We start from the raw sequence: 13,578 nt of genomic DNA, 5'->3' as shown, positions 1-13,578 counted from the left end.
CGCGTGTCTCCCCTCACGCGGGTTTTTTTTGCCTGTTTTTCGGTAAGGGATTGCGATTACTGAATTGATTGTTAAATCAAATTATGTTTGATGTGAATTATTAACTATTCACAATAAGATGATTAAACGTAAATGCATGCTTGATGCCCTGAAGACGACATACTTAGTCGCCGGGTTAATAAGTGAGCACGTGTAGACTTTCGCTTCTGACTGAGTGGTACGAATAGGCTCAGTAAACATGGTGTGCGGAGATGAAAATGGTGCGGCAGGGCCGCACCCTACGGCTTTCTAATTCATGTAGGGCTGCTTCACCACTGCGGCTTTCTGATTCATGTAGGGGCTGCTTTACCACTACGGCATTCTGATTCATGTAGGGTGCGGCCCTGCCGCAGCATCTGGGTTGCTCATCTAATTCAGGTTGAGTGAATTGCCCCTTGAATCATGCTCTCTTTTTCTTTACTTACGGCCCACAGGCATGGGTGCGCGGTGTAAGAAATTACACACTGCATCGTTTTTGGGTAATAAGAATCAGATACTTTACAGGAAGCATCATGAGAAGAGGATATCGAACTCAGACACCACCGCTGTGTATGGTTTCGTAATAGAGTTTTTCCAATTGATTCTTATGTAGCGTCTCTTCGTTGGCAAGAAACAGAAACAACTCTTTTATCGGACCATCTGGTGAGCTTTTAGCGAGTGCATGGTACTGTTCCATCGCAGCATGTTCCCGGCCTAACGCGTATTGCAGAACAGATTGGTCATCAGGTTTATCTCCCAATTCCGGGAGAAGTATGGCATCGGAAAACTTTTTATCGCTGGCTGGTAATTCGACCAGGGTATGGATCTGTTGATCGATGTCGGGACGTGACTTCAACTCTGTGAAAAGGTCGAAATGGTGTTGCTCCTCTTCAGCCAACTCTTCCACCAGATAGCGAATCCGTTTGCTTACTTTTGGAATCAGGTCACTATAAAAATCGCGGGCTGTGCGTTCAAAACTAATCGCGGTTTCAAGGATCTCTGCCAGGCTTTTTTTAGACTTCAAGGTGTCATAACTGCTTTGATGACCTTCAGACATGGCAATGCGCTCCTATCGTTACTGTTGATTTAACCATTCATCGATACTGCTGGCCACCCTGTGACCATCCGCTACTGCATGCACCACATCAGGGCCATTTACACAGTCTCCGGCAGCCCATAACCACTCAACCGATGTGCGTCCCTGCTGATCGATGCTTAGACGGCCGCGTTGCCATTCTAGCGCCTCACTCAGATCATCTCCCAAGAGGTTGATGTCTGACATCTGGCCAATGGCTTCGATGACCATATCGGCTTTATGAATGCGTTCATCCTGCTCATCATAGGCTGGGGCAAAGCGTCCTTGTTCATCAAATATAGAGCGTACTTTCCAGGTTCTAAGTCCGACCAGTTTATTCTTTTCTATGACACACTCCTGAGGGCCTCTGGCATCATAGATGTCGATACCTTCTTCACGACACTCTTTGATTTCAACTGGATCAGCCAGGAAGTGCGCCATATCTTCCAGTGCAGTAACACTGACTTTGACCTCTCCAAACTGTTGCTTCTGCTGACGCGCCAGGGTTCGTGCGATATCCATTGCCACATTACCGCCACCGATAACCACTGCCTGTTTTGGCGTTTTGAATTTCTCTCCGTCAGTGGTTTGTCGTAACAGGTCAACAGCCTTGAAGACTTGGCTATGGTCAGCGCCAGGTACTCTGGTCGAGCGACCAAGATGGAGTCCGATTGCCAATACAACCGCATCGTAATCTTTTTGTAGCTGTGCCATGGTGATATCAATACCAACTTTGGTGCCGGTTTGAATCTTGACCCCCATGGAAGTGATGACGTCAATATCTCTGTCGAGCATGTCGTAGGGGAGACGATATTCAGGAATACCGTAGCGGGGCATTCCACCGGCCTCTTTTCTCGCCTCGAAAACTGTCACTTGATGACCTTTACGTATCAGATCATAAGCCGCGGTGAGTCCTGCGGGGCCAGCGCCAATTACGGCAACCTGTTTGCCACTAAGATAATCGGCTTTACCTTCTGCCGCGATCTCCTTGATGCGTTGATGATCGACTGAGTCCATGGCATATCGCTTCAGCCAACGGATAGAGATTGGTTCACCCCGTCGGCCTATAGAGCAGGCATCTTCACAACGATGCGTGCAGACACGGCCACAGACATGTGAGAAAGGGTTGCTTTGATAGATCAGGCGAACCGCCTCTTCCAGGTTGCCTTGCCAGATTGAGCGAATATATTCCGGTGCGTCCATATGGGTAGGACAGGCATCATGACACATGCCGCACTGTACACAACGGGAAGCCTCCAGGACGGCCTGCTGATCTGTATAGCCGGAAACGATTTCATTAAAATTATCGATTCTTTCCTCAGGGTCGAGCTCGGTCATCGGCTGGCGCTTCAAATCGAGAAGATCTGAATCAACACTCTTCTGCCACCCTTCACCATAGTATTCACCATGGATGCCTGTCTCATCCGGAAGAATGAAATAACTGTCGATCTCTTCTTGCGTACAGGTGTGGACATACTCTCTTGAGAGTGAGATGGCGCTGGTTGGGCAGATATCGACACATAAGGCGCACCAGCAACAACGACCATAATCGATGGCAGGTCGTAGATTGCGAATACCCTTTACAGGATCTTCGGGTAGATGGGGAACCTTGACCATGGTGATTGCAGCATTGTCACAGACCTTTTGACAAGAGCTGCAGCCGATACATTTTTCATGATCATTGAGGTGAAATCCACGATAGTTATCTGCTGCCGGGCGTGGTTCCAAGGGCACGGTGACCGGTTTGCGCATGAAGAACTGAAGTGCTTTCAGTGGACTGAGAATGGAGCCGGCATCATCATGCTCAATTTGAGTACTCTGTTTACTGAATTTAGAATCTTGAATAGGTTTCGACATCGTTCAATGCTCGTAGCTCTTAAAGAGCTATTGGATTCGTATTAACAGGCCCATATAACCCATAAGAAGACTTCTTGATGGGATGGAATTTTTTTTAACAGTCAACATCATCACTCACTGATTGCAATCAACGATCCACCTCCGGTGGACAGGCATCAAGGGAGAACATGGTCTGCGCGATATCTTCGATACGTGAACCGACAGACATCTTCTCCAATACCTGCACCGCATGCATGGAGGAGGGACCGCGAACATGAACCCGGTAGGGTTTGGGGCCGCCGTTGGAGACAACGAAATAGCAGAGTTCACCCTTTGATGATTCAACCCGTGTATAGGTTTCACCGGCGGGGACATTCCATGCCAGTGGATTTGGAATGGGTGCACGTATAGGGCCATGAATGTCGGGTAGGATGTCGACCACTTGGCGCAGGATACGAATACTCTCCATCAACTCATGGCGACGAACCAGGGTACGTGCCCAAGCGTCACCGTTCTCTTCAACAGGAATGTCGAAGTCAAGCTGGTCATAGACCAGATAGGGATCGTCTTTGCGTACATCAAAAGCCAGTCCGGTGGCCCGTAGATTGGGTCCGGTAACTCCCCACTCAAGGGCCTGTTCACGGGACATCACTCCTGTACCTTTGGCTCGTTTTACGAAAACCTGATTTTTAAAAAAGAGATTATCGTAGTCAGGCAGTCGTGATTCGATATAGTCCAGGGTTTCTGAAAGACGTTGCAGAAAACCTTCAGGTAACTCTTTGCGTACACCGCCTGGGATATTGTAGATGCTATAGACCCGGCCACCGGTGAACTCTTCGAAAAGATCGAGCAGCAGGTCACGATCTGCCACCCCCCAATACATGGTGCTGTACATACCTGTTGTGGCCGCATGACCGCCGAAGGTGAAGAGATGTGCTGCGATACGTGATAACTCGAGCTGCATGACACGCAACCATTGAGCGCGTTGAGGTACTTTCAGGCCGCATAGCTCTTCAACCGCTAAGGCGTAGCAGACTTCCATTGGTGAGGGATCAGGAACACAGATCCGTGGCACCAAAGCTATGTTTTGAATCCATAGCCGCTGTTCCATAAGCTTTTCAAAGCCACGGTGCAGATAGCCACCATCTGCTTTGGCCTCCAGCACGATATCGCCATGCAGTTTCACCTTTAAGGCGTAGTTACCTTCGATGCCAGGATGATTTGGACCGAAGTTGAGCTCGTACTCATTACTCGGTGGATGGCGTTGAGCTTCGTAATTCTCTGGTCTCATAGTTGATTCACTTGTGGCCTAAAAATTTCAAACAATTGATACTCTTCCAATACCATTAACGCTTCTTTTGACTGAAGCGTTGCTCTTCAGGCGGGATGATTACACCACCGCCCTCTGCGACCAGTTCCTGCAGCCACTCCGGGTTATAGTTTTGCCAATTGAGGTGCTCGTTGATATAGGCCTCGCTATCGAACTCTTTGCGCATTGGAGGTGGGCCATCCCACTCTGTAAGGATGAACTTCTCCATGTTGGGACTGCCTTCGAAGTGGATGCCAAACATCTCATGGATGTCCCGTTCGAAAAAAGCGGCAGGTTGGTAGAGGTCATACACGGAGAGGTATACACCCGCTTCCCGGGATATACGTATGTGCGCCGAGACCAATGAATGACTTTCGTAAGACCAGATGTGATAGACCAGTTCAAACTCTTTCTCTTCAATCCAATCGACACAGCTGATGGCGGAGAGATGAATATAGCCGGCTCGTCCCTGCAGTAGTTCCAGCAGGGCAGGCAGGGCGTCAGCAGGAACATCGACTCGTACCCGACGGCTGCTTTTACGGCGTACTTCGATGCCTTCGATCTCTTTCAGGATATTATCCAGCCAATGGGCGACTTCCTTACTCATTCGGTGGGCTCCTTGATATTGTGACCGAGGCGCATCTCAAGAGCCTCAAGAGGCTTTTGATGCTGCTGCAGTAGCTTGGTGTGATCACCCAGGGTGCCGTCACCAATCAGATTGTAGTGTTCAGCTTCGGTGATGATGTCAGTGGGGGTTTGCCATTTTTCACCGAACAATTTCTGCTGGTTGCCCAGGTAGTAGTCGTAGTTTCGATAGTAGTCTTCCCAACCGTTGGCTTCCCCACTCTGGATACGATCCATCAATTTCTGTAAACCACTGATAACCGCCTCGGGTCTCGGCATACAGCCAGCGATATAGAGATCGACAGGCATATACTCATCGAGCTTTTTAGCGGTGGCATAACTCTGCCAATACATGCCTCCATTGACGGTGCAGGAACAGATACCGATCACATATTTTGGTGATCCCATCTGCTCATAGGTCAGAATCACCCGCTTGAGTGTCTTGATAGAGACATAGCCTGTAATCAGAAGAATGTCCGCCTGTCGTGGCGATACCATTGGTTGAATACCAAGACGTTCCATATCGAAACGTGAGGTCATGGCTGGTGGCAACTCGATGGCGCCACAACCGGTACAGTAGTGAAGAAGGAAGAGGGAGCGTGAGCGGCAGAATCGTACTAAATCATCGAACACCCGCGCCAGGGGGTTACCCTTTCTCTCTTCGATTACCGGTATCTGTTTTAACGTGCTCATTACGATCACCAAAGTCGTTTGGGTTAACGCACCTGGTGACCTTCATGGTCTCCAGGCTCGTCAATCCGGCGAAGCCGGAATTCAGTCACCTCTGTATCGCATTAGGGGATTACAGGGTGGTGCCACTCTGTCTCATGAGTGGCAAAAAAATCACATTACAAATGCCAAACCGATCAATCCCAGCATCACCGGCCATTTCCACATCAGACGAAGCAGATCCTCAGTTCGGTAACGGGGAAAGAGGTAGGCGATACTCACCGGAATGGCGAGTACCAGAAAACTCTTCAAGAGAAAATCGAACCAGGTCGTGCCGCCACCCAAAAACAGGCTGACATAGAGCACAGAGGTGGTATAGAGCTGGAAACACTGCATGACAAACAGTCCGCCCAGATATTTTCCGCTCATCTCCACCATCGGGCCGGTCGCAATCTCCGCCGGTGCAATATAGATTTCAAAAGGTTGCTTACCCAGGGAGGCATGCATTGCAATCAGGCCGGCAATCGCCAATAGGGGCATCTGCACCGCACCCCAGGTCTCAAATCCACCCGCCTGTTGAATGGCAATGATATCGACAAGGTTGGTAGTGCCAGCGGCATAGGCGACACCAAAGATTACTATCACAAGTGGAATGTCATAGGCGAGCATGGCAGTGAGGGCACGAGCAATACCGATCGATCCATTGGGATTGGCGCACTGGCCAACACCCAGGGCGAGACCAAGGGAGGGAATCATCATCAGATAGAGCAGGGTGATAATGCCACCTTTTTCTGCAATGCCATCCATTCCGGGAACCGGTAACAGGGTTTCTGCAGCAATATATCCCCCCATGGCCATGACGATGCCGATATCGTGAATCAGACCGTGGGATATCTGAGTTCGCTTTCCGTGTAGCTTGACGATGTCGTACAGCGGTTGAAAGAACGGAGGCCCGACACGACGCTGTATCTTGGCTGCGATTCGACGCATCATCAGCACCATCATCATGCCGACAATGAAGGCAATCAACGGCATCAGGGTCAGTTCAATAAGAAGTTCGATTGGAGCCATTAGAAAACCACCCAGGCAATTACAAAAAGTGCCGTGCTCAAAAGATAGAACTCAGAATTGGCGCGCCGGTAGATACCCTGCATACCCAGGGAGAGAAATTCGACCAGCGAGGTAATACTGTTTTCCAGCCACTGAAAGCTGCCGCGATACCAGCCACTGATCAGATGCATCAGACCAGAGTAGAAGTTATCGCTATATTGATAACGCACATCGGTAGTCAGAAAGTGTCCACCCGCATAGTTGTCGAGCTGGTGCACTCTTTTACTGCGACCTGCGGAGTAGAAGATAACGGCGCCGATACCAAATCCGGCAAACAGAACACCGATCACCCACAGCATATCCAGATTGCCACTGGTTGATTCTATGCCGCCGAGGGATATCTCTGGCCCGGTGAGACCGATACTCTGCAACGCAGAGGCAACCCAGGTCAGAGGTATGCCGGGTAACAGTCCGGTGGTGAAGATGATGCCAGCGAGTATCAGCATCGGAATCATCATGCTCCAGGGGGCTTCGCGTATATACTGGTGTTCCACACGAAGTTGGCCGAGAAAGATATTGTGGATCAATTTATAGACTGAGAGGATGGTTCCCAGCGTGCCGATGATCGCACCCACAAAAAGCAACGGCATACCATCTACCAGTAGAGATCGATAGACCAGCCATTTGGAAACAAAGCCGTTCATGGGAGGCAGGCCGGCAAGACCGATGATCCCCGTCAGCAGTACCAGGAAGGAGAGGGGCATTCGGGTTACCAAACCACCCAACTTGTTCAAATCTGCTGTACCAGTACGATGCATTACAGCAAACACAGCCATTAGCAGTGCAGCCTGGCAGGCGGCATAATTCAACACATGAAGCAGTCCACCGGCACTACCCAGGGCATTGGCAGTCACCAGGCCGAGCAACATGTATCCCCCCTGACCTATACCGTGCCAAGCGAGCAGATAGCGTGCATCGTTCTGCTTCAATGCTGTGTAGGTTGGAAAAATAATGGTAAACACTGCGATCCAGGCCAGCAGGTCGCGGGCATCTATCAGGGTGAAGGGTATTTTCAGGTTATCGATGTTGACGATACCAAACAGCTTTACCAGAACCAGCAGGATAGCAAACAGCCCCATACGGGAAGAGATGGCCCCGAGAAAGGCACTACCCGGCCCCGGTGTTTCTGCATAAGCAGCTGCCTGCCAGAGATGAAAGGGCAGTAGCCCCATCTTGATGCCAAAACCACTTCCGAATAGCAGTACCAGCATCCAGAGTTGACCAACACTCATATTTTCAACGGCGATCAGGATCGCTTCATACTGCAGTGAACCAGCAGAGACGTAGACCAGTGCAATACCACCAAAGATCGACATACCGCCAACTACCGCATAGGTGATATAGCGCATTGCTGCCTGGGTTGCGACGCCGCCGGCGACTGCCATTAAGAGAAAGCCCGCCCAGCTGACCAGTTCCCAACCTATGAAAAGTGATAACAGATCCCCGCTGGCTAGCAGAACCAGCATGGTGAAAACGTTTAACGCCATGGCCATATGAAACAGCCAGACATTACCCCCCTGTTGGGAAAATTTCCGTTCCCACTCGCCACAGGAGAACCAGCTGGTGAGCATGGCAGCTACAATAGTGATTAAGGCAAAGAACCAGCTCAGAGCATCGAATCGCCATGAGAGGGTTTGGCCCATGACACTGAAACTGAAGCCTGAGGAGATGGGATCTCCCCCATAACCAAGCGCAGCCATTTTAATCAGTACCAGTAACTGTCCTGCGTAGAGGACAGTCACCATCCAACCGACCGCAAGACCACGACCAAGAATTAGGGCAACCAACAGTGTGGCGCCGGAAAAGATCAATAGCTCATCCAATAGGCTGAGAATCACAACTGGCCTCCGGGAGTCGCTGGTAAAACAGTTTCAATATAGAGATCGATATTCTTTGTCTCTGATGCCACTGCCTGCAGGCCATCACCAATTGGGGCAATCAACACAGTTGCTGCCAGCAGGGAGATGCCAAATAGGGAGGCAGTAGCCAAGGAGATTCCTGGCAGATGAGGTCGTGCCGGTTGATTCGGTAGCTCAGCTCGACTGTACATCAAGGCAACAATACGGAACATATAACTGGTCTCAATTACAGTCGCAAGGAGAAATACCAAAAGCCCGATCAGATAGAGTGGTTCACTCTGAGCAGCAAGTTCAGTGATCAGTGTGAACTTCGCCCAGAACCCAGGCAGTGGTGGCACGCCCACCAGGGAGAGGGCAAAGAGGGTGAAGAGTGCTGCGCCAATAGGTGAGGTTCGGGCAATGCCCCGAAGACGCTCCAGAGAGCCACCCCAACCGTCGGCCAACATGAAGAGTCCGGTTTTGATCACCAGGTGATGCAGAGAGAGAGCCAGCAATGCGAGCAATCCACGTTCATCTGGAAGAGAGAGGGCAATGAAGACGATTCCCAGCTGACCAATGGAAGAAAAACCGAGCATACGTCGCATATCCTTGGCACGCCAGGCGGCAAGTTCGCCACTGATAACACCGAGGATGCCGAGGATAAGAATAATCTGAATCGCCTCTGGTTGATGGAAAACCAACAGCAACAGTCGCAGAATCACCAGCAGTGCCAGTTTCGACAGAAGTCCAGCCAGAAAACCGGATAATCTGCTCGATGCCGTCCCATAGATTTCCGGAACCCAGGCATTGACTGGAAAGAGTTCCGCTTTAACGCCGATACCGATCAGGATCAGCAGGTAGGCAGTCAATCCCAATTTGTCATTTAAAAGTTCTGGCGCCAACTGTGCCAGGTGGGCCAGATTCAAGGTGCCGGTCTGACTATAAACCAGAGCAATGCCGAGCAGGGTTAAGACTGATCCAATACCGCTCAGTATCAGATAGCGAAAGGTTGCCGCAATGGATGCAGTGGTGTTTGATGCTGCTACCAGACCAAAGGTTGCCACTGCCGCCAGTTCATAGAAAACATAGAGGTTGAACAGGTCGCCGGAGAGTGCGAGACCAGTGGATGCAGCTACCAGCAACAACATCAGTGACTGGCGTCGAGCAGTATCCTGATTCAAACTGAATGGCCAACAGATCAGCCCCATGAGTTGTGTAGCAAAAGCAAACAACAGGGCGAGGGAATCGATATAGAGGTTAATGCCCAACGGGGCTGCAAATCCACCAATGGCAATCGAGATCGGCAGAGAGACATCATTCAGCCATAAATTAGCCAAAAGCCAACAGCCGTAAGCCAGAATAAGCGGCCCCAGCCAGAGTCCGATCGCTTTGGAAGTCTGCATCACTACAGGCAAAAGAAATGCACCGAGCATGGGTAGGGCGATGGTTAGAACCAAGTAGTTCATAGTTCGCCTCCACGGGATTCAGAAGTATGGGCTGGCACGGGTTGAATCGGGCGATCCCCCAGTGGTGCATCCTGGCTGATATCCCGGCGTATCCCCGCTGTGATGGCAATCTCAGCATCCATCTTCTCAGCAACGTCATGACGATCCAGAGCGGCATAACGCTGACGTATTCGGATGAGAATGCTTACAGCCAATGCCTGAACACCTACGCCGATTACAATCGCAGTAAGTACCATGGCTTGTGGCACGGGATCTACCATGACGGGTTGTTCGCTTCGTTCAATGAGGATTGGCGCGACCGCTTCCCAGCGATATCCTGAAAGCACCAGCATCAGATTGGCACCTGCTTCAGCGATGACCAATGCCAGAACCATACGGAATAGGTGTCTCGATAAAACCACTCCTGAGAGACCGATAATGACCAGACCCAGGGCGGTTGTATAGAGTATCAATTCAAGTGTGACACCCGGGATCATCGTTCGGACTCCGTTTGTGCAAGGTTGGATAACAGGCTTGCCAGTTCAGCGCCTACCTTCAAGCCCACAGCGATATAGAGCAGGGGTAAGGTACCGGCGGATATCAAAGACCCCAGAGTGTCCTGATTCAACATCGGTTGCAGAAAAGCTTTTCCCTCTGCCAGAGCGGCCAGACCAATCAAAATGAAACTTGCACCGGCAAAGGCCTCTATCACACTCAGAATAGAGTGGTGTAAGCGTGCACCTGGAGAGGCGAGCAGCGGTAGAAAGAAAGCGGCAGCAAGAATAACCCCGCCCTGAAATCCACCACCTGGCGTCAGGTGACCATGAAAAATAATGTAAAAACCTATGGTCAAAAGAAAAGGGAAGAGCATTGCACCGCCATGATGGAGAACGAAGCCACCTCTGGTTTGAGTGCCTGCAGTTGTCTGTCTACGCCCTAGAACCAATCCTGCTGCAGAGGCGGCGGCGAACAGAATGGAGAGTTCACCCAGAGTATCGATACCGCGGTATCCGAGTACTACCGAGGTAACGATATTGGCGGCACCTATCTCCTGAGGCGAGGATGACTGAATTGCCTCGCCGATTCGCATTGCCGGATTGCCGAAATCGATGCCACTGGCAATCGCCAGCAACATAAAGCCCAGACCTCCTGCAAACAGCAGTCCGGTGAGATTACGCATTCTCATTCCCCCTGGTTTTAACGGAAAGCAGACTGTGCTTTTCTTGCTTACCCTCAATTTGCCATAGTCCCAGTCGACGCAGAGCCAGCGCCAGGATGAGACTGCTCAGACCGGCGCCAACAGCAGCTTCAGTCATGGCTACATCTGGCGCACGCATCAGTGCAAACAGTAACGCCAGACCAAGGGAGACAACTGAGGCGGCTGCAACTGCAGCCAAGTGATTTTTAACAATCAGTGCTAGTGCCGCAGAACTCAACATCACTATTGCCAGTATCAGGGCAATCCAGATCTCCAGGTCACTCATTGATCCACCTCGCTTGAATTTGTGAGCGGCTCTTTTTTCCAAGGTTTGACACCAGCCATAAGAAGCGCTCTGGCGATGGTGGAAGAACCCAGTGGGTTCGTAATCAGGATGAGTATTCCGATCACCAGAAGTTTCGACCACCAACTGGGGTAGAGCAGGGCGATACCAACTAGCAGTGATAAGGAACCGAGGGTGACTGCTTTGGTTCCAGCCTGTATTCGGTTATAGACATCGGGCATGCGAATCAATCCGATAGCACCGAACAGGGTGAAAGCTGCACCGATGAGAAGAAACAGGTCTGCCACCATTCTCATGAGCCATTACCTTCTATAGTTCTTGCGATGGCCACCACGCCGACAAATGCCAGGGTGCCGTAGATCAATGCAACGTCCAGGTAGAGGGGGCTTCCCAGCAGTGCGGCCAGTACCACTAAGCCGGAGGTTGTTATGACTGCCAGGGTGTCTGCGGCAACCACTCTATCCGGCGCGGTCGGTCCAAGAATAAGCCTTAATAAACTCAACAATACCGCTGCACCCAATAAAACCAGTGCCACTGTTTCCAATACCGTCATTGTCATATTACAAAACCTTTCAGATGCTGCTCAAATTGGCTGGTTATAACTTGGGTGGCAGTTGCGATATCGGTGCCAGGGGGGCAATCAACCCAGTGCACCAGAAGCAGTTGATCCTGTACATCGACAGTGAGGGTGCCAGGTGTCAGGGTAATACTGTTAGCCAGAATCAGACGGCCGAGGGGAGATTTGAGATTGGTTTCAACTTCGACAACCGCTGGTCGCAGCGGCAGGGAGGGACTCAGAACACGACGTGCCATGTCAATGTTGGCTCGAATCAACGCTAGAAAAAAAGTGCCGAGATACTTTATGAAAGGCACAATCGCTGAAGGTGAAATAATCAAACCTGAGAGTATTGTGAGGTGAGGGCGGCTTGCCAGGGTTACGATGAGTGCGATCACCATACCGGCTGCCAGTTCTGCAGGATCAAGGTTACCAACCAATAGCAACCAGAGTCCAAATACAAGCAGGAACAGAAACAAGCCGTGGACGAATCGGAGTGGTTGCTGTTCTACGATTTTCGCAGACATACTCAGAAGCACCTTTTGTTGTGGTTGTTGCGTCTATTGTACGCTCTAAATCAATATCAAATCATCTTAATGTTACAACTCAATGACGCTATCGAAAAATCGTTTTATAAATCAGGCAGCATCCCTAGCCCTGGGGGGGAAATAGGCTTTGGATATTGCTTCATGAAGTTCTCCAAAACTGATCTGCAAATTATCGATGAAATCATGAAGAACGTTATTATCCATCTTTTCCAACGGCATTTCCAAAAGCGCATTATTGATCTGTTTAAGAATTTTTAACGGTGATCGGTTTTTAGGTAATCGCGAAAGATTGAAGCTGATGTTCTCCGTGCAATAGCTAATTGAACGTGGAAATCTACTTGTTCTGAAGAGAAATTCTAAAACATCAATTCTGCGAATCCGGACTTGCATATGTTGGCGATACATCTGATGTGCGCTAAGGGATTTAAGCATACTCACCCACAGTATATCCTCGAAAGGGGCAAGCTCAGGGGCATCTTCAGGAATTGGATTCTCTGATCGTACGTCGATAATACGGGTTGTCATATCGGCACGTTCAAGTTTTCGCCCTAAATTGAGAAAATGGTATGCCGTGTCGTGATTCATACTGCCAGCCAAAAGACCGGTCATTAGTTGAGAACCGGTAATGATATGCTGCAGATAACTTTCCCTGCCATGACGGGAAAAACTGTTCTGTTTACTCTCGAGGGCCGTTTGATAGTAACTGTTGATCGATTCCCAGGCTTCTCGGGGTAATATTTCACGAATGGTGCGGGCATTTTCCCTTAGTACTGAAAGGGTGCTGATGATTGAACTGGGATTGGATTCATCACTGATCAAAAAGTTGGCGACACGGCGTTCAGTAAACTCCGGATGACGTTCCAGATAGGATTCATGACAACCCAATAGACGGATCAATACATCCCATCCGGGGGCAACCCCTGAAGGGAGATCAAGCGTTAGATGGGTATTGACCGTAATCAGACGTGCTATGTTTTCAGCCCGTTCCTGATAGCGCCCAATCCAATATATAGTCTCTGCAACTCGGGAAAGCATCGCTCGCTCTTAC

The 13,578-nt window shown here is 50.1% G+C and carries 15 protein-coding genes; all 15 read right to left on the bottom strand.

The features are described from left to right. Positions 1–571: 571 nt before the first annotated feature. A complete protein-coding gene (locus tag AC4IFB_RS13275; protein WP_490778589.1) occupies positions 572–1,075 on the bottom strand; it encodes a ferritin family protein in 504 nt (167 codons plus the stop codon). Between the two features lie 18 nt (positions 1,076–1,093). Next, complete coding sequence (locus AC4IFB_RS13270; protein WP_490778590.1) at positions 1,094–2,950, bottom strand: FAD-dependent oxidoreductase; 1,857 nt, start codon at positions 2,948–2,950, stop codon at positions 1,094–1,096. A gap of 127 nt (positions 2,951–3,077) precedes the next feature. Then, positions 3,078–4,220: an NADH-quinone oxidoreductase subunit D gene (locus AC4IFB_RS13265; RefSeq protein ID WP_490778591.1), complete on the bottom strand. Its 1,143-nt coding sequence runs from the start codon at positions 4,218–4,220 to the stop codon at positions 3,078–3,080. 55 nt (positions 4,221–4,275) lie between these two features. Then, entirely contained in the window at positions 4,276–4,845 is a 570-nt protein-coding gene (locus AC4IFB_RS13260) for an NADH-quinone oxidoreductase subunit C (RefSeq protein WP_490778592.1), read from the bottom strand. Continuing rightward, positions 4,842–5,555 carry an NADH-quinone oxidoreductase subunit B gene (locus tag AC4IFB_RS13255; protein ID WP_490778593.1) on the bottom strand — a complete coding sequence of 238 codons (714 nt, stop codon included), beginning with the start codon at positions 5,553–5,555 and terminating at the stop codon, positions 4,842–4,844. The genes AC4IFB_RS13260 and AC4IFB_RS13255 overlap by 4 nt, the downstream gene beginning before the upstream one ends. Positions 5,556–5,705: 150 nt before the next feature. Then, the gene (locus AC4IFB_RS13250; protein ID WP_490778594.1) at positions 5,706–6,602 is read right to left on the bottom strand and encodes a respiratory chain complex I subunit 1 family protein; all 897 of its coding nucleotides are present in this window, start codon (positions 6,600–6,602) and stop codon (positions 5,706–5,708) included. Continuing rightward, complete coding sequence (locus tag AC4IFB_RS13245) at positions 6,602–8,479, bottom strand: proton-conducting transporter transmembrane domain-containing protein (RefSeq protein ID WP_490780412.1); 1,878 nt, start codon at positions 8,477–8,479, stop codon at positions 6,602–6,604. The genes AC4IFB_RS13250 and AC4IFB_RS13245 overlap by 1 nt, the downstream gene beginning before the upstream one ends. Continuing rightward, a complete protein-coding gene (locus AC4IFB_RS13240) occupies positions 8,476–9,945 on the bottom strand; it encodes a complex I subunit 5 family protein (protein WP_490778596.1) in 1,470 nt (489 codons plus the stop codon). Before AC4IFB_RS13240 ends, AC4IFB_RS13245 begins: the two co-directional genes overlap by 4 nt. After that, on the bottom strand, positions 9,942–10,421 hold the full coding sequence (locus AC4IFB_RS13235; protein ID WP_490778597.1) for a sodium:proton antiporter: 480 nt from the start codon (positions 10,419–10,421) through the stop codon (positions 9,942–9,944). The genes AC4IFB_RS13240 and AC4IFB_RS13235 overlap by 4 nt, the downstream gene beginning before the upstream one ends. Further along, entirely contained in the window at positions 10,418–11,104 is a 687-nt protein-coding gene (locus tag AC4IFB_RS13230; protein WP_490778598.1) for an MnhB domain-containing protein, read from the bottom strand. Before AC4IFB_RS13230 ends, AC4IFB_RS13235 begins: the two co-directional genes overlap by 4 nt. Beyond that, positions 11,097–11,408, bottom strand: a complete 312-nt coding sequence (locus AC4IFB_RS13225) for a Na(+)/H(+) antiporter subunit B (RefSeq protein WP_490780411.1) — start codon at positions 11,406–11,408, stop codon at positions 11,097–11,099. Before AC4IFB_RS13225 ends, AC4IFB_RS13230 begins: the two co-directional genes overlap by 8 nt. Next, complete coding sequence (gene mnhG / locus AC4IFB_RS13220) at positions 11,405–11,722, bottom strand: monovalent cation/H(+) antiporter subunit G (protein WP_490778600.1); 318 nt, start codon at positions 11,720–11,722, stop codon at positions 11,405–11,407. Before mnhG ends, AC4IFB_RS13225 begins: the two co-directional genes overlap by 4 nt. Beyond that, positions 11,719–11,985, bottom strand: coding sequence for a monovalent cation/H+ antiporter complex subunit F (locus AC4IFB_RS13215; RefSeq protein WP_490778601.1), 267 nt, complete (start codon positions 11,983–11,985; stop codon positions 11,719–11,721). The genes mnhG and AC4IFB_RS13215 overlap by 4 nt, the downstream gene beginning before the upstream one ends. Further along, positions 11,982–12,509, bottom strand: coding sequence for a Na+/H+ antiporter subunit E (locus AC4IFB_RS13210; RefSeq protein ID WP_490778602.1), 528 nt, complete (start codon positions 12,507–12,509; stop codon positions 11,982–11,984). The genes AC4IFB_RS13215 and AC4IFB_RS13210 overlap by 4 nt, the downstream gene beginning before the upstream one ends. A 111-nt stretch (positions 12,510–12,620) precedes the next feature. Further along, positions 12,621–13,565: an alpha-E domain-containing protein gene (locus tag AC4IFB_RS13205; RefSeq protein ID WP_490780410.1), complete on the bottom strand. Its 945-nt coding sequence runs from the start codon at positions 13,563–13,565 to the stop codon at positions 12,621–12,623. Between the last annotated feature and the right edge of the window lie 13 nt (positions 13,566–13,578).

It is taken from the genome of Candidatus Thiodiazotropha sp. AKIB8, from assembly GCF_058244675.1.
This window is presented reverse-complemented; position numbering and strand designations above follow the sequence as displayed.

Bases quoted from the DNA above. Each gene is read 5' to 3' on its own strand.
- AC4IFB_RS13275 (WP_490778589.1), bottom strand. From the start codon at position 1,075: ATGTCTGAAGGTCATCAAAGCAGTTATGACACCTTGAAGTCTAAAAAA.
- AC4IFB_RS13270 (WP_490778590.1), bottom strand. From the start codon at position 2,950: ATGTCGAAACCTATTCAAGATTCTAAATTCAGTAAACAGAGTACTCAA.
- AC4IFB_RS13265 (WP_490778591.1), bottom strand. From the start codon at position 4,220: ATGAGACCAGAGAATTACGAAGCTCAACGCCATCCACCGAGTAATGAG.
- AC4IFB_RS13260 (WP_490778592.1), bottom strand. From the start codon at position 4,845: ATGAGTAAGGAAGTCGCCCATTGGCTGGATAATATCCTGAAAGAGATC.
- AC4IFB_RS13255 (WP_490778593.1), bottom strand. From the start codon at position 5,555: ATGAGCACGTTAAAACAGATACCGGTAATCGAAGAGAGAAAGGGTAAC.
- AC4IFB_RS13250 (WP_490778594.1), bottom strand. From the start codon at position 6,602: ATGGCTCCAATCGAACTTCTTATTGAACTGACCCTGATGCCGTTGATT.
- AC4IFB_RS13240 (WP_490778596.1), bottom strand. From the start codon at position 9,945: ATGAACTACTTGGTTCTAACCATCGCCCTACCCATGCTCGGTGCATTT.
- AC4IFB_RS13235 (WP_490778597.1), bottom strand. From the start codon at position 10,421: ATGATCCCGGGTGTCACACTTGAATTGATACTCTATACAACCGCCCTG.
- AC4IFB_RS13230 (WP_490778598.1), bottom strand. From the start codon at position 11,104: ATGCGTAATCTCACCGGACTGCTGTTTGCAGGAGGTCTGGGCTTTATG.
- AC4IFB_RS13225 (WP_490780411.1), bottom strand. From the start codon at position 11,408: ATGAGTGACCTGGAGATCTGGATTGCCCTGATACTGGCAATAGTGATG.
- mnhG (WP_490778600.1), bottom strand. From the start codon at position 11,722: ATGAGAATGGTGGCAGACCTGTTTCTTCTCATCGGTGCAGCTTTCACC.
- AC4IFB_RS13215 (WP_490778601.1), bottom strand. From the start codon at position 11,985: ATGACAATGACGGTATTGGAAACAGTGGCACTGGTTTTATTGGGTGCA.
- AC4IFB_RS13210 (WP_490778602.1), bottom strand. From the start codon at position 12,509: ATGTCTGCGAAAATCGTAGAACAGCAACCACTCCGATTCGTCCACGGC.
- AC4IFB_RS13205 (WP_490780410.1), bottom strand. From the start codon at position 13,565: ATGCTTTCCCGAGTTGCAGAGACTATATATTGGATTGGGCGCTATCAG.